This window comes from Flavobacterium filum DSM 17961 (assembly GCF_000425465.1).
In the GTDB taxonomy this organism is placed as follows: domain Bacteria; phylum Bacteroidota; class Bacteroidia; order Flavobacteriales; family Flavobacteriaceae; genus Flavobacterium; species Flavobacterium filum.
The window spans coordinates 122,929-144,850 of record NZ_KE384381.1 but is presented as its reverse complement, the minus strand read 5'-3'; the positions used below and the strand labels follow the sequence as shown (position 1 = coordinate 144,850).

Below are 21,922 nucleotides of genomic sequence, written 5' to 3'. Positions count from 1 at the left end.
ACTATTTACTAATCATATCTTCATTAATATGTCAAAAGACATTCGAATTAAAAAAGGGTTAGACCTTAAGTTGAAGGGTGAAGCAGAATTAAACGTTTCTGAAATAGCCCGCTCGAAAGTCTATGCTATCAAACCTTCTGATTTTCATGGTGTTGTGCCAAAATTAGTTAAAAAAGAAGGCGAAAGTGTGAAAGCCGGTGAGGTTATTTTCTTTTCTAAAACAGATGAGAAAGTAAAGTTTGTTTCTCCGGTTAGCGGAAAAATCCAAGAGATCAAAAGAGGTGAAAAAAGAGTGATTTTAGAAATCACTATTTTAGCTGATGCTCAGGATACTTTTGTAGAGCATAGTCCTAAAAATCCAAATGATTTATCAACGGAAGAAGTGAAAGAGCATTTATTAGCTTCTGGTTGTTGGCCTTTTGTAAAACAACGTCCGTATGATGTTATTGCAAATTCGGCTGATTCACCAAAAGCAATTTTTGTTTCGGCAATTCATTCTGCTCCATTGGCGTCTGATTTGAATTTCACTTTGAAAGGAAAAAAAGAAGCTTTAAAAGCCGGTTTTGATGCGTTGCAAAAATTAACTTCCGGAAAAGTACATGTAACGGTTTCACCAAATGCTGACTTTATGCCGGATGGTATCAAAGCCGAACTACACAAAGGTTACGGAAAACATCCAATTGGTTTGGTTTCTACTCAAATCGGTCTTATTGATCCAATCAACAAAGGAGAAAAAGTATGGGTGGTTCAAATTGAAGATGTTGCTATCATTGGTGAATTATTCTTAACCGGAAAAGTTAACCTAGAAAGAACATTGGCTCTTGCAGGTACCGGATTTGAAAAACCAGGATATGTAGTAGCCAAAATGGGAGCACAAGTAGCTGATGTGGTGAATGCCAATTTAAAAAATGGAAATTACAGAGTCATCAGTGGCGATGTGTTAACCGGTGATAAAAAATCGACTACAGATAGTGTTGGTTTTTATCATACACAAATTACGGCTATTCCAGAAGGTGATGATTATGATTTCTTTGGATGGAATTTACCAAGACCAAATAAATTCAGTGTATATCGTGCCGGAATGTTTTCATTCTTAACACCTGGAAAAAAATACGATTTGAATACTAATACTAATGGGGAACACAGAGGTTTTGTGTTAACCGGAGAGTACGAAAAAGTTTGTCCGCTTGATATTTATCCGATGCAATTGTTGAAAGCCATTTTGGTAAAAGATATCGATCAAATGGAAGCTTTAGGTATTTATGAAGTAGCACCGGAAGATTTTGCTCTAACGGAATATGTATGTGTGTCTAAACAAGACCACCAACATATTGTACGAAACGGATTGGATGTAATGATTAAAGAAGTGGGTTAATTCATTTCAACTTAAAATATCACAAAAATGAGTTTAAAACAAAATTTACATAATTTAAAAGAAAAGTACCGCGGAACCAAGATGGAACAGTCTTTCAACGCCTTGCATACTTTTCTTTATATGCCCAATATTACGACGCACTCCGGTGCTCATGTTCGAGATGCAGCGGATTTGAAAAGGGTAATGAACACGGTAATCATGGCAATGGTACCAGTATTGATTTTTGCAATGTTTAATGCTGGGTTTCAACATTACGGTCAAATTAATGGTTTCCCTTCTGGAATGTCATTTTTTTCTACTGAGTTTTGGAATCTTGACAACTTTTGGGTTGGGTTTAGTAAAATCGTACCAATGCTTGCTGTTTCATATGGAGTTGGACTTGGAATTGAGTTTATCTTTGCTACTGTAAAAAAACATGAGGTTGAAGAAGGATATTTGGTAACCGGAATGTTAGTTCCGTTAATCATGCCGATTGATTTACCTTTATGGATGTTGGCAGTAGCTGTTGCTTTTGGTGTAATCATCGGGAAAGAATTGTTTGGTGGAACCGGAATGAATGTATTGAATCCGGCTCTTACTATACGTGCGTTCTTGTTCTTTAACTGGGCGGCTTGGATGTCTGGAGATAAAGTATGGGTGCATGGAGCAGTTGACGGTGTGAAAAATGCTGCCGGAACAGATGCTATTTCAGGTGAAACCGTTTTAGGAACATTAGCTGCAAATAAAGAAGTAGGCTATTCTGTTTCAGATATGTTTTTTGGATTCATTCCTGGTTCAGTAGGGGAAACGTCTACGTTTTTAATTTTAGTAGGTGCCGCAATCTTAATTGCATCAGGCATCGGAAGTGCTAGAATTATGATTTCTGCAGTAGTTGGAGCAGCCGTTATGGGGTTAATCTTTAATAATATTGTAGATGCCGGAGTAATTACTGAATCTAGTAAATTCTATAGTTTGATGGCTTTCCCATTTTGGCAACATTTGATGGTAGGAGGTATTGCATTTGGTATCGTTTATATGGCCACGGATCCGGTATCTGCTGCACAAACGGCAACCGGAAAAATTATTTACGGTTTCTTAATCGGGTTTTTCAGTATCATGATTCGCGTTTTCAATCCGGCTTATCCAGAAGGGGTTATGATGGCGGTTATTTTAATGAATGTATTTGCTCCAACGATTGACCATTATGTGGTACAAGCGAATGTGAAAAGAAGAATGAAACGTTTAAAAGTTAAAACTACCTAATATTATGTCAAAACGTACAGATTCAAACGGATATACTATAATTTTTGCGGTAGTATTAGTTGTAGTGGTAGGGGCGTTGTTGGCTTTCTTTGCCAATTTCACAAAAGACCTACGTGTGAAGAACGATCAAGTAAAAGCTCAGATTGATATTTTATCAGCTATTGGTGTTGATGCTAATCGCTCCAATGCTTCTGAAATGTTTACACAATATATTAAAGAGCAAAAAGTAATCACCGGAACTGAGGTGGCTGATGATGCAATGGCTTATTTAATTGATGTAAAAAAAGAACAAGAAGCTGCCAAAAAAGGACAAACACAACGTTTACCCTTATTTGTAGCTGAAAAAGACGGGAAAACCATTTACATTTTACCGGTTAGAGGTAATGGTCTTTGGGATGCTATTTGGGGTTATATTGCCATTAATGACGATTTGAAAAGTTTAAATGGAGTGTATTTTGATCATAAAGCTGAAACTCCAGGTTTAGGAGCTAATATTACTGAACCTTTCTTTAGAGATGACTTCAAAGGTGAAAACCTTTTTGATGCAACAGGAAATTTCAAAGGCGTTGAAATTTCTAAATCAAACGGTGACCCTAACAATGAAGATAAAACGGATAATCAAGTAGATGCTATTTCAGGTGCAACTATCACCGGAAATGGCGTAGGAGCAATGATAAATTCAGGCATTAGTTTATACTTGCCTTATTTTGAAACATTAAAAAAATAAACCATGGCTAATACATCAGAAAAAGAACCTTTGTTTTCAAAGAAAAACATCGGATTAGTAAAAGACCCCTTAACGGATAACAATCCCGTTACGGTTCAAGTATTAGGAATTTGTTCAGCTTTAGCAATTACTGCCGAACTTAACGCTTCTGTGATTATGGCTTTGTCTGTAATCTTTGTATTGGGAGTAGGTAACGTGGTTATTTCTTTAATGCGTAATGTAATTCCTTCTTCCATTCGTATCATTGCTCAATTAGTAGTTGTTGCTGCTTTGGTAATTATAGTTGATTTAACCTTAAAAGCCTATGTGCCGGATTTAGCTAAGAAACTTTCGGTTTTCGTAGGGTTAATTATTACCAACTGTATCATCATGGGACGTTTTGAAGCGTTTGCCCTTGCAAACACACCTTGGAAATCTTTTTTAGATGGAGTTGGTAATGCGACAGGATATGGATTAATATTAGTTATCGTAGGATTTTTTCGAGAATTATTGGGTTCTGGAAAGTTATTTGGTATTCCGGTATTAGGAGATCCAGTTGAAAAAACCGGTTTGTATGCTATAGGTTATGAAAATAGTGGTTTTATGTTGTTGGCTCCAATGGCTTTAATTACCCTAGGTTTAATCATAGGTTTCCAACGTTCAAGAAATAAAAATTTAATAGAAACAAACTAAGAAATGGAATTATTAGAATTATTTTTAAAATCAATTTTCATTGAAAATATGATTTTCGCTACATTCCTAGGAATGTGTTCGTACTTAGCGGTTTCTAAAAAAGTATCTACCGCTGTTGGATTAGGTGCAGCAGTTATATTTGTTCAAGTTATCACTGTTCCGTTAAACTATTTATTGGATAAATATTTACTTCGTCCAGGTGCTTTAACATGGTTAGGCGAAGAATATGCTGATTATGATTTAAGTTTTTTAACCTTTATTTTATTTATTGCAACTGTTGCAACAATGGTACAATTAGTTGAAATGATTGTTGAAAAATTTGCACCAGCTTTATACAATTCATTAGGTATCTTTTTACCACTTATTGCGGTTAACTGTGCAATTCTTGGGGGTTCATTGTTTATGCAACAAAAAGATTTTGCTACAATTACTGAGGCAACTGTTTATGGGCTTGGTTCTGGTATTGGTTGGTTTTTAGCGATTGTTGCTATTGGTGCCATCCGTGAAAAAATCAGATATTCTAACGTTCCTCCGGCTTTTAGAGGATTAGGTATGACTTTTATTTTAACAGGTTTAATGGCAATCGGATTTATGTCTTTTGGTGGTATGTTAACCGGTGGTGATGAACCTGCCCCTAAAAAAGATGTAGTTGAAAATGTAGTTCCATCAGAAGAAATTTCTAATTCTCTAGAAATCATTGATTCTGCTGCAACAGTAAATGATTCATTAACAAATAATATTCAGGAATAATGATAGCATTAGAAGTTAGCACAGGTGGATTAATTTCCACTACCGTTATTGCCTTTATGATTTTATTATTGATATTGGTAGGGATTATTCTTTTTGCCAAAGCAAAATTGGTACCTTCAGGTCCTGTGAAGATTAAAATTAACGGAGAAAACGAAATTGAAGTAGGTTCCGGAAGTACTTTGTTATCTACTTTAGGTTCAAGTAAAATTTTCTTACCATCGGCTTGTGGTGGTGGTGGAACTTGTATCCAATGTAAATGTAAAGTTTTAGATGGGGGTGGAGAAGCTCTACCTACTGAAGTTCCTCACTTTAGCCGTAAAGAATTGGCTGAAGGATGGAGATTGGGTTGCCAAGTGAAAGTAAAAAGTAACATGGTTATTGAAGTACCGGAAGAAGTTTTTGGTATCAAAAAATTTGAAGCTAAAGTGTATTCCAATTACAGTGTTGCTTCCTTTATTAAAGAATTCATTGTAGAATTACCTGAAGATATGCATTATGAAGCGGGTGGCTATATTCAAATTGAAATTCCAAAATGTGAAGTAAAATATTCAGATATTGATATTACAGCACATCCTGTAGAACATCCGGGTGAACCGGATAAATTCAAAGCTGAATGGGATAAATTCAATCTTTGGCCATTGGTAATGAAAAATGACGACTTGGTAGAAAGAGCTTACTCTATGGCTTCTTACCCTGCCGAAGGAAGAAAAATCATGTTGAACGTGCGTGTAGCTACACCACCATGGGATAGAAATATCAACGGATGGGCAAAAGTAAATCCAGGTATCGCTTCTTCTTATATTTTCTCTAGAAAAGCAGGTGACCCGGTAGTAGTTTCAGGTCCTTATGGAGAGTTCTTTATTAACGAATCAGAAGCTGAAATGTTGTACGTGGGTGGTGGTGCCGGAATGGCACCTATGCGTTCGCATTTGTATCACCTTTTCAGAACTGTGAAAACAGGTAGAAAAGTTACGTATTGGTATGGAGGTCGTTCTAAACGCGAATTGTTCTATACGGATCACTTTAGAGCTTTGGAGAAAGATTTTCCTAACTTTAAGTTCTATTTAGCACTTTCTGAACCACTTCCGGAAGACAACTGGAAAGTGAAAGATGGTATAGACGGTGAAGGTGACGGTTTTGTTGGTTTCATCCACAATGTAGTAATTGATAATTACTTATCTAAACACGAAAACCCAGAGGATATTGAATTGTACTTCTGTGGACCACCAATGATGAACAAAGCAGTTCAAAAAATGGGTGAAGACTTTGGTTTAGATCCAGAAAATATTCGTTTCGACGATTTCGGAGGATAATTTATTTTATCTTTTAAATACTTAAACCATTAAGTAGTTAAGTTTCTTGAGTTTCAATACTTGATTTCCTTAATTTCTTAATGGTTTTTTGTTTTTCTTAAGAATCGTTTCTATAATTTCTATTTAATTTTACAGCATGGAAGTATTGTCTCAACAAGATTTACATAACATCGCCATGAATCACGTGGGAAAAGATCTTGAAACCAAAGGTTTTGAGTTTATAGCCGTAAACAGTCAATTAAAACGACATCCTCAGTTTGTGTGCGTAGATAAACCAACTAATACCTTACATTTTGTGCTAGTAACCGTCTATAATTATCCAGAAAATCCGGAAGATTATGATGTGCTATGGATGGAAACGTTTAAACGCCATGCCCAAAAATTAAAAGCCAAAGTACTTTATGCCGGGGTTGGTATTGCCAATGCTGCCGATTTTGAAAAACCACTATTGAAAAATGAAGATTACATCATCAACTACAATGGAATTAAAGAAATTAGTTAGTCTATTTTTACTAGTATTATGCTTTGCCGCATGCCAAAAGGAAGAGAAAAATCAAATTATAATCATCCAAGGAGAAGCTCAAGGAAGTACGTATGCTGTGAAGTATATCAGTTCTTCGGAATTGGTATCCAAAAAAGCAATTGATTCGTTGCTTTTAGCTTTTGATGAATCACTTTCAACCTATAGACCCGATTCCAAAATATCCAAAATTAATGATGGGGATTCTACAATTGTAGTTGATGATTTTTTTGTAAAAACAGTTGAAGTTTCTTCCAGAATTTATAAAGAAACTGATGGGCTTTTTGACCCCACAATAGGGGTTTTGGTAAACGCCTATGGTTTTGGTCCTAAAAAGCAGAAGATCGATTTAAATTCTGCAAAAATAGACAGTTTATTGCAGTATGTGGGTTTTGATAAAGTTCGATTGAATGAAAACAGAACGATTTCAAAAAAATTTCCACAAACTTATTTTGATTTCAATGCCATAGCCCAAGGCTATTCGGTAGATGTGGTGGTAGATTTTTTAAAATCAAAAGGTATTGAAAACGGTATAGTAGAAATTGGTGGAGAAATTGTAGCTTTTGGTAAAAATACGATTGAAAATAAAAATTGGGTTATTGGAATTGATGATCCTACACAATCACCGGAAGAACGTACTTTGATTGCTAAAATCAAGTTAGAAAACCTTGGAATGGCTACATCCGGAAATTATCGAAAAGTAAAAACCGATTCGCTTACCGGTGAAAAATTTGTTCACATTATCAATCCCAAAACCGGACTTTCACAGCAAAGTAAGGTGTTAAGTGCGACCGTTTTATCAAAAAAATGTATTGATGCAGATGGATATGCAACCGCTTTTATGGTTATGGATTTGCAACAAACCCAAGATTTCCTGAAAGACAGAAATGATTTGTATGTGTTATTGATTTACACCGATGAGCAAAATACAATTCTACAATTCAAAACACCTAATTTTGAGAAATTAGTTGTCGATTAAATTTTGTTGAACTACGGTTGAAACTGTTGGCTATTTTTTTTATTTAAAACAAACCGGAATAATTTCCCCATTTGCTAAACAATATTTTTTCACTAATTCTGGTGAAATTTTTGCCGTATAATCTTCTTCAACAACTGTGAAACCAATGCTTCTCAGTTTGTCAAAATAATCTCTTCCATATACGCGAACATGATCATATTGACCAAAAATTTTGGCACGTTCTTTTTCATCCGTAATCGAATCATCCGAAAAAGTAGTGGCTCTTAACAAATCTTGCGGAATCTGAAAAATTCCCATACCACCTGGTTTTAAAACGCGATACAATTCTTGCATTGCTTTGGTATCATCTGGAATGTGCTCCAAAACATGATTACATAAAATTACATCATACGAATTATCGTCAAACGGAAGATTGCAAATATCCGCTTTCACATCTGCCAAAGGCGAAAATAAATCGGTTGTGGTGTAATCTAAATTCTTTTGATTTCTAAACCTTTTATAAAACGCTTGTTCAGGAGCAAAATGTAAAACCTTTTTTGGAGCAGTAAAAAAGTCTGTTTGTTCATTCAAATACAACCACAGCAACCGATGTCTTTCCAAAGAAAGTGTACTTGGGGACAATACATTATTGCGTTGTTTTCCATATCCATAGGGCAAAAACATTCTAAAACTTTTACCGTCTATTGGGTCAGTGAACCGATTTCCTTTAAGTAAAAATGCCAAAATTGGTCTTGCCACATAACTCAACCGAATCAACAGTGGGCGTGGAATTGTGTTTAATATAAATTTGAATACTTTTTTCATTATGAGCAAACGATTGATTAAACAACCAAAGGTGTTCTCCTAAACTCCTTCTCCTCATCACTTTCAATTCCCAACGCATCATACACATATTGAAACGTAGAAAGCAACTCCGGTTTCCCATCAATCAACGCCACATTGTGCTCAAAATGTGCACTTGGCTTCATATCAGCTGTTAAAATAGTCCAACCGTCTTTCAACTGTTTGATGTTTTTTGTACCCATGTTGATCATCGGTTCAATGGCAACAACCATGCCTTCTACAAACAATTTTCCTCTGCCTTTTTTGCCATAGTTAGGCATCTCCGGATCCTCGTGCATTTTTCTTCCTAAACCGTGTCCAACTAATTCTCTAACTACTCCATAACCATGCGATTCACAATAGGTTTGAATGGCATTCCCCACATCTTCAACACGGTTACCAGCTTTAAATTGTCTAATGCCTACATATAATGATTCTTTGGTTACCTTCAATAACTTTTTAGTTTCAGGAGCTACTTCACCAATCTCAAATGAGTACGCATGGTCACCATAAAATTCATTCATCAATACCCCACAATCCACCGAAATTACATCGCCGCTTTCCAACGGTTTATTGTTTGGAATGCCATGAACCACTTGAGCATTTGGACTCATACACAACGAATTTGGAAAACCATATAACCCCAAAAAAGCAGGAACTCCGCCATGGTCACGAATGAATTCTTCAGCTAATTTATCTAAATACAAGGTCGTAACACCGGGCTTAATTTCCTTTGCAATCATACCAAGCGTTTTAGAAACCAATAGCGAACTCGCTCGCATTAACTCAATCTCTTCTCGGGTTTTAGGGATAATCATATTCAAAATTTAAAGTGACAAAGGTACACTTTTTTATCTTTTTTTATCAGAAGCAATTTCCCGTCATCCGCTACAAGCTTTTTTGTCTTGCGGCGTTTTTCTAAGGGCAAAAAAGAGCTCCCTGCCGTCGCTTTTTTTTACCAAGAAAAACTGCCTCAATCCTTCAAAAGGCTTTACGCTGCTACCGGGGCTAAAATCAGCAAAAACTATGAGAAATATCAGTTTTTAAACGAAAAATCACGCTTATCTTTGTTTAAAATTTAGGAATTATGAGCAAATATGTTACCGCAGATGAAGCTGTAAAAGTTGTAAAATCCGGTGATAGGGTTTATCTACATGCAGCCGCTGCTACACCAACCGTATTAACAAAAGCACTCACTAAAAGAGCAGCTGAACTAAAGAATGTTGAAATTTGTCACTTACACACCGAAGGAGAAGCACCCTACGCCAACCCGGACTTAGCGTCAAGTTTTCATGTCAATTCTTTTTTTATCGGAGCCAATGTTCGCCATACGCTTAAAGCCGGAAATGGCTCTTATACGCCGGTTTTTTTGAGTGAATTACCCAACTTGTTTCGTAAAAATGTATTGCCGTTAGATGTAGTATTTATTCATGTATCACCACCGGATAGACATGGTTATTGTTCGTTGGGGGTTTCGGTAGAAGCAACTATTGCAGCGATTGAAAAAGCGAAAATAGTCATTGCACAAGTGAATCCGCAAATGCCAAGAACGTTTGGTGATGGGATTTTACACGAATCAGAGATAGATTATTTAGTGGAAGTAAATGAACCTATTTTTACGCATGGAATTGAAACATTTACACCCGAAGAAGAAATAATTGGAGGGTATATCGCCTCTTTAGTCGAAGATAAAAGTACCTTGCAAATGGGAATTGGTTCCATTCCAAATGCTGCATTAAGCAAACTTACCAACCACAAAGATTTAGGTTTGCATACCGAAATGTTTTCAGACGGCGTAATCGATTTAATCGAAAGTGATGTCATCAATTGCAATTATAAAGGCACAACTCGTGGTCGGGTTTTAGCTACTTTTTTGATGGGTTCAAAACGATTATATGATTTTGTTGATGATAATTCTTTTGTTGAATTGAAAGAATCATCAGCCGTTAATGATACTGCCAGAATTCGTAAAAACCCAAAAATGGTAGCTATTAATTCAGCCATTGAAGTTGATTTAACCGGACAAGTTTGTGCCGATTCCATCGGTGGAAAAATGTACTCCGGTGTTGGAGGACAAATGGATTTTATCCGTGGAGCTTCTTTGAGTGTGGGTGGAAAAGCGATTATTGCTCTTCCTTCACAAACCAAAAGAGGAGAAAGCCGCATTGTGCCGTTTTTAAAACAAGGTGCCGGTGTGGTAACTACTCGTTCGCATGTTCAATATATTATTACGGAATACGGAATAGCTAATTTATACGGTAAAACTTTGAAACAACGCGTGGCTGAAATGGTTAAAATTGCCCATCCCAACCACCGTGAATGGATTGAAAAAGCATATTATGAGATGATGGAAATCAAAAAGATGGGTTGTTGATTTAATTTAGGTTTAAGAGTTTAAAGGTTTAAAAGTTTATGAGGGATGGCGTTGATGGATTACGATTAATGACTAAATTCTCTTTTAAACTTTTAAACTCATAAACTTTTAAACAAAAAAATCTAACCAATTAATCATTAAACTGCGGATTCGCGATTAATTTAAACAAATCAGCGTGGGAAGTGCAAAATTTTAATTCCGTATCAATCAGTTGTAAATTGCTGCTGAGCAAACTGTTTTCACGTGAGTTGATGATAAAAAGTGAACTTTCTCCAAACAAAAACATGCGTTCTTCAGCTTCTAACATTTTTTCAAAATTGGTTACCAATTCATCAGTTAATGATAATTGATTTTTCAATGAATTGATTTCCTCCAATTGATAATTGATTTTGTTGACCAACACTTGGTTTTCCAATTTTAAGTCTAATTCTGCATCTTGCAATTTGAATTTGGCCATTTTATAATTTCCTCGTTCTTTTCTCAAAAAAAGTGGGAAGCTGAAATTTAATCCATATTTATAATTTACGGTATTAAAATCACCAATAAAATCAGGTTCAGATAGGTAATTATAATTCAAATTCAAAGTAGGTTTTAATAAATCACCTTTTAATTTTTTATCTACTTCTAAAATAGAAACTTTATTCTGTAAAGCCAGAATTTTTGGGTGATTTTGAATGTCGATATTGGATAACATCAACCCATTTGTTTTCAATGTATTTTCCACTTTTTTATTCAAATCGCTTTCCGGAATAATGTTGTCTTGCAACTCTAATGGAATAGAATTATCCAACCATAAAAAATTTGACAATTCTAATTTAGATTTTATCCATTTCAAACGGGATTGTTCTAAACTTAATTTTCTTTGTTTCACTAAAATTCCGGCTTCAATGCTATCAATTGCCGGACGGTCACCTGCTAAAATCAATTCTTTGATGCCGTTTAATCGAAATTCAGCATTCTTAAGAAACGTTTCATAAAGTTTATATTCATTATAATTCCGATACCAGTTAAAATAACTACTTGCGGCGGAATGAAGCACATTGGCTACTTCTAAATCTCTTTCCGCTTTTGATAAATTGTTGAAAATCTTTGCTTTGCGTAAATCAGCCATTCGGTTGTTTATGAATAAGCCTTGTCCAATTGGGATAGAAATTCCTGCGGCTACTAAACCTGGGGTTGGCGTGGTATTTTGCGGATTCAAGTAAAATCCATCCATTTGGTCAAAACTCGCTTTGATTTCAATACCATACCAAGTTGGAATTTTAAAAGTGGCATTTAACAAATCAAAATACTCTGTAGATTTGAATTGTTTTTTCTCATAATCTACTTCAATTTTAGGATCAAACCCACCACGAGCGGCAATGATACCGGCCTGAGCTTGACTAACTTCCAAATTGGCTTGTTTCACCAAAGGATGAAATTGTTTTACATACCCTAAATAGGCATCCAACGTCAGCAAATCTGGGTTAGCCTGATTTTGCGACCAAGAAAGGCTTGTAAGAAGTAAAAAAAGAAGATATACTTTTTTCATTTTGGTTACTTTTTGGATTCGTTGGATTGTTTTGGCGTATAAAAATCAGGTGGGAAACCATTCAAATTTCGCCATATTTCATACCATATCGGAACATTGTTCAACAAAGCAAACGTTTGTGCTCCTGAACCAATATTGAGTTCTTTTGGCCAAGGTTTGTCTTTTGGGTCTTGAGCAATTAGAACCCTGTATTTTCCATTGGTACTGATAAAATTTTCAATGGCAACAATTTCACCTCCAAAAGTTCCATACGAAGTGTTCGGCCATCCACTAAAAACGATGGTTGGCCATCCGTCAAACCAAATTCTAACTTTTTCACCTTTGTGAATCAATGGCATATCGATTGGTTCGATAAATGTTTCTACTGCAATGGCATATTTAGATGGCATTATGCTGACAATCGGAGTTCCCTCTTTTATCGTTTCACCAATACCCGATTGTAATGCACGGTTGACAAAACCACTTTGCGGAGCTTTAATGTAATACAATTCATTTCGCATTTTGTAGTTTGTTACTTGATTTTGAAGCTTATTCACTTGTGCTTCTGTATCAAATTGGCTACTCAAAGCCGTAAATCGATCGCTTTCTGCTTTTGAAACTTTATCAGCATATTCTGCTGTTATTCGATTAATTTCAACCCTTGCATTGATTAAATCATTTTTCGAACTTAATAGTTTATTTTGTTGTGTGATGATTTTTGCCTCCGCATCTTGCAATTTTAAACGTTTGTCTTCCACATCTGTCATCGGTTTTAACCCTTCTTTGTTTAAATCTTGTGAACGTTTAAATTGCGTTTGAGCAATTTTGAGTTGAGTTTTCACCGCTTCTAAATCCATACTATCGCTTTTTACTTTGTAAAGCGATTGTTCGATTTTGTTTCTGGCTTGTTCGAGTTTTAATGTTTTTTCTCGTTCAATGGCAACAATTTGAGTGGCTAAAGATTTTGCTTTGCTTTCATACGATGTTTCTGAAAGTTGTTTTGCTTTCATTTGACTTTCGGTATTGGCCACTAAATTGGGGTCAAAGTAATCTTCTTTTATCTCCGAAATAAATAAAATGGTGTCGCCTTTGTTTACAAATTGACCTTCTGAAACATACCATTTTTCAATTCTTCCGGCAATTGCGGTATGAATCGTTTGTGGTCGGTGTTCGGGAGCAATTGTGGTTACAAAACCATTTCCTCTAATATTTTGTGTCCATGGCAAAAGCACAAATAATAAGGTAAAGATTGAAGCACCAATTAAAAATTGATTGAATCGTTTGGCGTATTTACGTTCATGAAGAAACTGAACCGTTTTAAATCGATTCAAATTTATTTTATCATTCAGACTATTTTTAGTGATATTTAACATGGCTTATTGATCTGAAATTAATTTTCCTTTTTCTAGAGTAAGTATGCGAGAGCATTTTTGTTTCCAATAATCATTTTTTGAAATGACAATTACGGTCCAATTGTTTTCTTTTGATAAAATAAAGTCGATAATTTCATTCGCTTTATCTGTATCCATTTTATCAAAAGGATCTTCTAAAAACAGCACATTGGGTTTATTAACAATGGCTCTGGCTAATAATATTTTTTGCATGGAAGAGGCTGAGAGCTGCTTGCCGTCAGTATAAATAATTTCATCTAAACCGTTTGGCATTTTTTTGATTTCTTCTTGCAGTTTTACTTTTTCAATAACCCATTTCAAATTTTCATTCGTAACGTTTGGGTTATTAAATGTGATGTTTTCTAAAATGGTTCCTTCAAAAGTGGTTTGCCCGGCTGTGATTAATCCGATTTGTGAGCGGAATTGATTGATGTTTAATTTTTTATAATTTTCATCATTCAAATAAATATTGCCTGATTTCACTTCTATGAGTCCGGCTAAAATACGTAAGAAGGTTGATTTTCCTGAGCCATTATTGCCTTCTAAGAAGATTTTATCACCTTGTTGAATTTTTAACGAGATGTTATTTAACGTCTTTTTATTCTCCCCCGGATACGTATGGCTCAAATTTTCAATGTCAAAATTGATTTTGTTGTAGCAATAGGTGAGGGGCAACTCTGCAACTTCTTCAATTTCCATGTCAACCACTTGCCCTATTTTTTCAACAGAAGTTAAGCAATCATAAAAGGTTTCAATACCAATAATGATTTTTTCAACTGAATTAATGACTAATAAGATAATGATTTCTGCCGCAACGAACTGACCGATGTTTAATTCTTGTTTGATGACTAAAAATCCTCCAATAAATAATAATCCGGCAGAGATGAGTACTTTAAAACCAATCAATTGCATGAATTGTTTTTTGATTACTGCAAAATGGCTTTCTCTGTAATTTAAATACTCATTGACTAATTTGTCATTTTTGTACAAGGCAAATTCAGCCTCATGTTTGCTTTTAAATCCAAAATAATTTCTTGCAATTTCTTGAATCCAATGGGCAACTTTGTATTTGTATTTTGACTCTTTTAAGCTTGTTTTTAATCCTATTTCAAATGAAAATTTAAAAATTAAATACAAAACAATAAAAAGGAGTAACCCGAAAAGAATGAATAGCGGATGATAAATGGAAAGCAACAACAAACCAAAAATAATTTGCAGCAACGATTCTGAATAATCCAAAACTAATTTTGCTACACTTTTCTGTACCGTTAACGTATCAAAAAAGCGATTGGCTAGTTCTGGCGGATATTGATTGTTGAATTCAGTATATTTAATTTTTGGAAAACGATAGGTGAATTCAAATGACGAACGGATAAAAATTTTCTGTTGAATGGTTTCTGTAATACGAAGTTGCATTAACTTTAAAATACCATTAAACGTAATGCCGATAATTACCACGAATACTAAGATTATCCAAGATACACTTACCAATCCACCTTGAATTAAGTTGATAATAGCTTGAATTCCTAAAGGCAAAGACAAACTAACAACTCCTGAAAAAATGGAATAAAACAACACTTGATAAATATCTTTTTTATCCAGCTTTAAAAGGTTGATGAATCGTTTTAAAGGCGATTCGCTATTATTGTTTTTCATGACGTTTGTAGTTGTTTTAGCATTAAATCAGTAAAAAAATCAGTAGGAGTTACGTTTTCAGAACAATTAGTAATGGTTTTGAAATGGTTTTTCAAAAAATGTTGATGCAAAGAACCTTCTACCACCAATGATACTAAACTTTTCATAAATGGATAGTTTGGGTTTACTTCCTCAGCCATACCTATTATTGAGTTGATGACTCTTTTGTAGATGAGAAAATACCCATTTTTATTTTCATGATCGACTTCTTTTGTCAAATATGATTTTGAAAATTCACACACAACAATTTGATGCAATTTTATTTCATTAATGTGTGGATGATTATTATCAATGTTAATTTCTTCTGTTACAATTTCGATGGCTTTTGTTAATTTTTCTACCGGATTTTGCATGTTGTTGGTGGACAAAATCAATTTGAATTCTATCCAGCCCCAATACCATGAAGATAGATAAAGTAGCAATTTATGTTTGTTTTCAAAATAGCGATAAATAGAACTTTCATTGGAGCCAATGCGTTCGCCAAGTTTTTTAAAAGTAAAATTATCAAAACCAATTTCATCAATCAAATCAATGCTGTGTTCGATGATTTTTTTGCCTAAATCGGAAGTTTCCGGGTCTTTGACATAAATCATCGGACTCACATTTACCTTTAAACCGGATATAATATTTTGCATAGCTTAACAATTTACCACGCAAATGTAGTAGTATTACTATTAAGCATAAAAGTAATTAACTTATTTTTAGGAAAAGTAAATGAAAAGAAAGAGATAAAAATGTTTTCGAGCTATGCAAATTAAGAGTTGAAAGGTTTATAAAATGAAAAGTCCCACCGAAGCAGAAATTAAAGTTTACTTTCTATTATAAAGAGTAAATCCCACGGAGTACGCGGGATTATAGATTTCTCTACGGCATATAGCCTTATTGTGATAAGATTAAAGATTTGAAATATTAATCTGAGACAAATATAAGAAAAAACTTTTTTTGTTGGATTACGGATTTCAGTAAAAAAAGTAAAATTCTTTTTATTAATTTTATAAATTGATTTAAAAGCAGATAGTTATGGCAAAAATTTTAGGATTGGATTTAGGAACGAACTCGATTGGGTGGGCGATTGTGGAATATTATAAAGAAAATAATATTCAATTTAAACTTCAAGATAAAGGAGTTTTAGTTTTTGATGCTGGTGTTTTGAAAGATGATAAAGGAAAATATAAATCAAAAACTTCTGAAAGAACTAATTTTAGAGGAATAAGAAAATTGAAACTAAGATTAAAAGTAAGGAAATATGAAACCTTAAAAGTTTTAATTGAAAATGAAATGTGTCCACTCGAAATGCAACAATTAGATGTTTGGAAAAAATCAAATTTTACCATATATCCTTGTTCAGAGACATTTTTAGATTGGTTAAAAACGGATGATAAATCACATAAAAATCCATATTATTTAAGAAATAAAGCAACTAAAGAAAAACTTTCAAACTATGATTTAGGTAGAGTATTTTATCATTTAGCTCAAAGAAGAGGTTTTCTTAGCAATAGATTAGATAAGACGGATGATAGTAAAATTGATAATCTAAAAGAAAAATTAAAAATTTATGTTGAAGAAAGTGATTTAACAACTTTAAAATTAGAATTTGAAAATCAATTTATAGATTTTGAACTGGAAGGAAGAAAAGATTTAGATCCTACAGAAACAAAGATTAAAAATATCAAATCAAAAATTTACAAAATTATAAATAACAAAGATATAAAGTATAGTGAGATTGATACTGTAAAAAAAGAAATCAATGATTATCTAAATAAACCTGAAACTTCTGGTCCCGTAAAAAAAGGAATTAAAGAATTAGATACACTTCTTGAAGAAAATAAATTTGATACTATTGGTCAGTATTTTTATTCAATTTATAATAAAGAATTTAATATAGTAAAAGAAGGTGAAAAAGAACTAATAGTAAAAAATGCAAAAATTAGAAATCATTATACTGGTCGAAAAGAACATTATTTAAAAGAGTTTAATATTATCTGTCAAAAGCAAGAAATAGATAAAAAAATAAAAGATGCATTAATAAAAGCTATTTTTTTTCAAAAGCCTTTAAAATCTCAGAAAGGGATGGTGGGTTATTGTAATTTTCAAATAAATAAAAGAAGATGTAGCTTGTCAAGGCCTGAATTTGAAGAATTTAGAATGTTACAATTCGTCAATAATATTAAAATTAAGACTCCTGTTGATGAAAAACTCCGAAAATTAACTGATGAAGAAATCATAAAAGTAAAAAAACAATTTTACAGAAAAACAAAACCAACTTTTGATTTTAAAGATTTGGTTGATGAACTAATTCCAAAAGATAAAACAGCAATATATTTTAAAAATAAAGAAGCAAAAACAGCAGAGTATCTTGTAAACTACAAACTAAATGCAACAGTGTCAGGTTGTCCAACAATATCTAATTTAATTTCAATATTTGGACAAGAATGGAAATCATTTGAGGTAGTTACAGATAAATTGAATTCTAAAGGTAAATATATAAAATATAATTATATTGATGTTTGGCATGCTTGGCAGACTTTTACAGATGCGAAAAAATTAGAAAGCTTTGCTTCTGAAAAATTAAAACTTGATAATGTAAAAGCAGCTAAATTTTCAAGTGTTTCATTAAAAACAGGTTATTCTGATTTGAGTTTAAGTGCTATCGAAAAAATAAATAAATATTTGGCAAAAGGTTTACTATACTCACATGCTGTTTTTATGGCAAATATTGAAAATGTTATAAAGGATGAATTTTGGAATGACTTAAATAAAAGAAAAGAAATCGAATTTGAAATTGGAAGTATAATTGATACTTATTCTCTTGAAAAAAAATATAGTAATGCTGTAAATGATTTACTGTCTAAATATTATGAAGATAAGGAAAATCGAGTTTATTATTCTAAAGAAGCAAAGCAAATATTTAGAAAAGATTTGTGGTCAAAATTTGAAGATGTTTTTGGAAGAAAAGCATGGAATAATAATGATGATAAAGACGAATATTTTGAGTATTATTTTAATCTGATGCTTAAAAATCTAGAATTAAGAAAAAGAATTAAAATTGAAACATTAGAAGAAAAAGTAAAAAACTATTTGTTAAGTTTTGAATACTGTGATGAAAATGATTTGAAAAAATTATATCACCCATCTGCAATCGAAAAGTTTAAAGCTAAACTCTTAAAAGATTATGATGGTAAAGCTTATAAAGATGAAAATGGAAATGACCTTTTGGGTCTTGGAAGTCCATTGAACACATCTATAAAAAATCCTATGGCTATGAAATCAGTTCATCAATTACGTAAATTGATTAATACCTTACTTATAGAAGGGAAAATAGATAAAAGTACAATTATTCATGTTGAAACTGCTAGAGAATTAAATGACAATAACAAAAGAAAAGCAATTGAAGAATATCAGAAAGAAAGGGAAAATTTGAGAGCTATCTATAAACAAAAAATAGAAGAATTATATTTTAAAGAAACTGGGAGTACAATCAATCCTAATGATGATGACATTCTTAAGTTTCAATTTGCTCTGGAGCAAAGAGAGGATAAAAAAATAGTAACAAAAGAAGAAATCTTAAAATATGAACTTTGGAAAGAACAAAACCATATTTGTCTTTATACAGGAAAAACTATTAGATTGTCAGACTTTTTAGGGGAAAACCCGAAGTATGATATAGAACACACTTTGCCAAGAAGTTTGTCTCAAGACAATAGTATGGAAAATAAAACTCTGGCAGACGCTAAATTTAATAGAGATAAAAAGAAACAATTATTACCATGTGAACTCGATAATAGTGAAGATGTTTTGCTTCGTATTGGACATTGGAAAAATAGATATATCTCATTAGATAAAGAAATTGAAATACTAAAGAAAAAAGGAAGCAGAATTACGGATAAAGATAAAAAAGATAAAAATATTCAAGAAAGGCATAAGTTAAAAATGGAATATAATTATTGGTATGGAAAGTATAATAGATTTGTTATGCAAGACATTACCGATGGATTTAAAAATAGTCAAAAAGTTGATGTAGGTTTAATTACTCGATTTGCTCAAAACTATTTAAAATCATGTTTTGAAAAAGTGTATTCGGTAAAAGGAACTATGACAGATGAGTTCAGAAAATTATGGGCAAAAGATGTTTTTTATAAAGAAGAAAATGGGAAGTTAGAAAAAAACAGAGATAACCATACGCATCATTGTAAAGATGCAGTTGTTATTGCTTGTATTACAAAAGATAAATATGATTTATTAGCCAAATATTGGGAGAAGGAAGACGAGAATAAAAAAGAAGAGGCAAAAGAAATTATAAGAAATACAATTCCTTGGAAAGGTTTCGCACATGATTTAAAAGAAATTGAAGAAACAGTTTTGGTAAAACATATCAAAAAAGATGTGATGAAAGTAACCACCTATAAAAAATTAAGAAAGAAAGGAAAGTTACTTCATATACCAGAATATGTAAAAGATGAAAATGGAGAAATAAAATTAGATGCAAATAACAAGAAAATAAAAGTCACCTATAAGCATCCCGAAACGGGCAAAGAAATTATAGTTTATCAAAAAGATAATGAAGGTAAGCCATTGCCAATTATTCAAAAAAGTGATTCTGCTAGAGGTTCACTTCATAAACAAAGTTTTATTGGAGCTGTTGCTAAAAGGATGCTTGATGAAAATGGAAAACCTTTACAAATAAATGGTAAATATATTCTTCAAAAAGACTCAAAAGGTAATGTCGAGAAGTTATACGTAATGCGAAAAGAAATAACAAAATTAAATGCTAGTGATATTGAAAAAATAGTTGACAGTAATATTAAAATGATTATTCAAAAAGCAGTTGATAATAAAATTTTAAAATTTAAAAAAGAAGGAGCTACAATTGAAAAAGATTGTATTATATGGCAAAATGAGGAAAAGAAAATACCAATTCATAAAGTACGTCTTTTTGTTAAAGATACTCCAATAGAAATAAAACAACAACCAAAGCAAAATCTTCAAACGAATAAAGCAAATAGGAAAATACATAAGCATTTAATTTATGCACAAAATGATGATAATTATATGATAGCTTTATATAAGGATGATAAACATAAAGATTTTGAAATAGTAAATAATTTAGATTATATAAATTTAAAGAAAGAAAATCAAGGTTTCTACCCTACATCTAAAATTAAAAAAGTAAGAGGAAAGGAGGTAATAATTCCAATTATCAATAGAAATAAAAAAGATTTAATTTTAAAAAAGGGACAAATTGTTATTTTTCTTGAAAAGGGAGAGGTAATTAATGATTTAAATACTATAAGTTTACTTGAACAAAGAATTTATAAAATTGAAGGTATTTCTAGACAGTATGATAAGAAAAATGATAATGAATATGGTGTATTAAATTTTAAAAAATATGATGAAGCAAGAAAATCAGACACTGCAAAAAAAGATGATTACAGCGAAGATGGAGAATTTAAGTTAAATGAAAATAAGCCAACAAGAAAAATGAGTCATAATCAATTTAATGCTTTTGTTGAAGGTATAGATTTTATGATTACACCAATTGGAAAAATTCAAAAGTTGTAAAACAATTATATTTGGTGTATATTTACACCACAAAATAATAAAATCATGGCACGACAAAGCATCACATTAGCCAATCAAAACGATGAATGGTTAAAAGAACAAGTAGCGAAGGAAGAATTTACGAGCAAAAGTGAAGCGGTAAATTATTTGATTAAACAAGCTCGTGAACGCGATGCGTATCATGAGTATGTGCAAATGAAAATTGATAGAGGTTTAAAAAGCGGTTATAGCACAAAAACAAAAGAGGAACTTTTTGAAGAAATAAAAAAACGCTTCAATGTATCATTATAAATTGTCTATTGAAGCGGAAGGCGATATTATTAGAATATTTGAATATGGGCTTGGGCAATTTGGGGTTTTGCAAGCGGCAAAATATTATGATATGTTGTTTGAATGTTTCCATAAAATAGCAAGTAATCCTTTTATGTTTCCTGTTAATACGAAGTATAGAAAGATTGATAGATTTTGTGTATGTGGTGTTGATACGATTTATTACAATATTAAAGGAAATCAAATAGATATTGTCACCATCATAGGAAGACAAGATTTTTAAAAGTTCATTGACATAAAATTTTCAATGTCTTAAACAACTTAAACCACAACGGAGTTTCGGCGATAGCTCACTCCGTTGTGGTTTGATTAAAGATTTGAAAACACGATATTAATGAAAGGTTTATTGCTTAACGAAAATATGTTGTGGTTTGATTAAAGATTTGAAAACACGATATTTACATCTGCAGTAGCCCATTGCACCCGCTCGTTGTGGTTTGATTAAAGATTTGAAAACACGATATTTTGTACACGGTTGGGATAGTGAATCGACTCGTTGTGGTTTGATTAAAGATTTGAAAACACGATATTTTGATTGAAGAAATTGAGACCATGACCAATGTTGTGGTTAGATTAAAGATTTGAAAACACGATATTAGAACTCAAAAAACAAAAACAGGATAATAAGTTGTGGTTTGATTAAAGATTTGAAAACACGATATT

18 protein-coding genes are annotated in these 21,922 nt (G+C 32.6%); 12 read left to right on the top strand and 6 right to left on the bottom strand.

What is annotated here, in order from left to right; genetic code table 11:
* The first annotated feature begins 28 nt into the window (after nucleotides 1–28).
* The 8 genes from H601_RS0113605 (at nucleotide 29) to H601_RS0113570 (ending at nucleotide 7,578) form a co-directional block, all read left to right on the top strand.
* Nucleotides 29–1,375, top strand: a complete 1,347-nt coding sequence (locus H601_RS0113605; protein WP_026712003.1) for a Na(+)-translocating NADH-quinone reductase subunit A — start codon at nucleotides 29–31, stop codon at nucleotides 1,373–1,375.
* A 27-nt stretch (nucleotides 1,376–1,402) separates the two neighbouring features.
* A complete protein-coding gene (locus H601_RS0113600) occupies nucleotides 1,403–2,617 on the top strand; it encodes an NADH:ubiquinone reductase (Na(+)-transporting) subunit B (protein WP_026712002.1) in 1,215 nt (404 codons plus the stop codon).
* A gap of 4 nt (nucleotides 2,618–2,621) precedes the next feature.
* Nucleotides 2,622–3,344, top strand: a complete 723-nt coding sequence (gene nqrC, locus H601_RS0113595) for an NADH:ubiquinone reductase (Na(+)-transporting) subunit C (protein ID WP_026712001.1) — start codon at nucleotides 2,622–2,624, stop codon at nucleotides 3,342–3,344.
* Nucleotides 3,345–3,347: 3 nt separating this feature from the next.
* Entirely contained in the window at nucleotides 3,348–4,016 is a 669-nt protein-coding gene (locus tag H601_RS0113590; RefSeq protein WP_026712000.1) for an NADH:ubiquinone reductase (Na(+)-transporting) subunit D, read from the top strand.
* A 3-nt stretch (nucleotides 4,017–4,019) separates the two neighbouring features.
* Complete coding sequence (nqrE, locus tag H601_RS0113585) at nucleotides 4,020–4,766, top strand: NADH:ubiquinone reductase (Na(+)-transporting) subunit E (RefSeq protein ID WP_026711999.1); 747 nt, start codon at nucleotides 4,020–4,022, stop codon at nucleotides 4,764–4,766.
* A complete protein-coding gene (gene nqrF / locus H601_RS0113580; protein WP_211223563.1) occupies nucleotides 4,766–6,079 on the top strand; it encodes an NADH:ubiquinone reductase (Na(+)-transporting) subunit F in 1,314 nt (437 codons plus the stop codon). Before nqrE ends, nqrF begins: the two co-directional genes overlap by 1 nt.
* A 136-nt stretch (nucleotides 6,080–6,215) precedes the next feature.
* The gene (locus tag H601_RS0113575) at nucleotides 6,216–6,581 is read left to right on the top strand and encodes a hypothetical protein (protein ID WP_026711997.1); all 366 of its coding nucleotides are present in this window, start codon (nucleotides 6,216–6,218) and stop codon (nucleotides 6,579–6,581) included.
* Nucleotides 6,535–7,578, top strand: coding sequence for an FAD:protein FMN transferase (locus H601_RS0113570; protein ID WP_245571663.1), 1,044 nt, complete (start codon nucleotides 6,535–6,537; stop codon nucleotides 7,576–7,578). The genes H601_RS0113575 and H601_RS0113570 overlap by 47 nt, the downstream gene beginning before the upstream one ends.
* A gap of 39 nt (nucleotides 7,579–7,617) precedes the next feature.
* Here H601_RS0113570 and H601_RS0113565 read toward each other — a convergent pair whose 3' ends face one another.
* Complete coding sequence (locus H601_RS0113565) at nucleotides 7,618–8,382, bottom strand: class I SAM-dependent methyltransferase (protein WP_026711995.1); 765 nt, start codon at nucleotides 8,380–8,382, stop codon at nucleotides 7,618–7,620.
* Between the two features lie 17 nt (nucleotides 8,383–8,399).
* Entirely contained in the window at nucleotides 8,400–9,218 is an 819-nt protein-coding gene (gene map / locus H601_RS0113560) for a type I methionyl aminopeptidase (RefSeq protein WP_026711994.1), read from the bottom strand.
* Nucleotides 9,219–9,487: 269 nt separating this feature from the next.
* Between map and H601_RS0113555 the strand changes: the two genes are divergently transcribed.
* Complete coding sequence (locus H601_RS0113555; protein ID WP_026711993.1) at nucleotides 9,488–10,774, top strand: acetyl-CoA hydrolase/transferase family protein; 1,287 nt, start codon at nucleotides 9,488–9,490, stop codon at nucleotides 10,772–10,774.
* 130 nt (nucleotides 10,775–10,904) lie between these two features.
* On the opposite strand, the gene H601_RS0113550 is transcribed toward H601_RS0113555, so the two are convergent.
* The 4 genes from H601_RS0113550 to H601_RS0113535 are packed head-to-tail and all read right to left on the bottom strand — an operon-like array spanning nucleotide 10,905 to nucleotide 16,005.
* Nucleotides 10,905–12,305, bottom strand: a complete 1,401-nt coding sequence (locus H601_RS0113550; RefSeq protein WP_035656066.1) for a TolC family protein — start codon at nucleotides 12,303–12,305, stop codon at nucleotides 10,905–10,907.
* A gap of 5 nt (nucleotides 12,306–12,310) precedes the next feature.
* On the bottom strand, nucleotides 12,311–13,657 hold the full coding sequence (locus H601_RS0113545; RefSeq protein WP_026711991.1) for a putative HlyD family type I secretion protein: 1,347 nt from the start codon (nucleotides 13,655–13,657) through the stop codon (nucleotides 12,311–12,313).
* 3 nt (nucleotides 13,658–13,660) lie between these two features.
* Nucleotides 13,661–15,331 (bottom strand): peptidase domain-containing ABC transporter, encoded by a 1,671-nt coding sequence (locus H601_RS0113540; protein ID WP_026711990.1) that lies wholly within the window; start codon nucleotides 15,329–15,331, stop codon nucleotides 13,661–13,663.
* Nucleotides 15,328–16,005, bottom strand: coding sequence for a TetR/AcrR family transcriptional regulator (locus tag H601_RS0113535; protein WP_026711989.1), 678 nt, complete (start codon nucleotides 16,003–16,005; stop codon nucleotides 15,328–15,330). Before H601_RS0113535 ends, H601_RS0113540 begins: the two co-directional genes overlap by 4 nt.
* A 385-nt stretch (nucleotides 16,006–16,390) precedes the next feature.
* On the opposite strand from H601_RS0113535, the gene cas9 reads away from it, so the two are divergent.
* From cas9 to H601_RS0113520, 3 genes are read left to right on the top strand one after another with little or no spacing between them, the layout of a single operon-like run.
* Nucleotides 16,391–20,929, top strand: a complete 4,539-nt coding sequence (cas9, locus tag H601_RS0113530) for a type II CRISPR RNA-guided endonuclease Cas9 (RefSeq protein ID WP_026711988.1) — start codon at nucleotides 16,391–16,393, stop codon at nucleotides 20,927–20,929.
* Between the two features lie 45 nt (nucleotides 20,930–20,974).
* Entirely contained in the window at nucleotides 20,975–21,220 is a 246-nt protein-coding gene (locus H601_RS0113525) for a ribbon-helix-helix domain-containing protein (RefSeq protein WP_026711987.1), read from the top strand.
* Nucleotides 21,207–21,482, top strand: a complete 276-nt coding sequence (locus H601_RS0113520) for a type II toxin-antitoxin system RelE/ParE family toxin (protein WP_026711986.1) — start codon at nucleotides 21,207–21,209, stop codon at nucleotides 21,480–21,482. The genes H601_RS0113525 and H601_RS0113520 overlap by 14 nt, the downstream gene beginning before the upstream one ends.
* Nucleotides 21,483–21,922 lie beyond the last annotated feature (440 nt).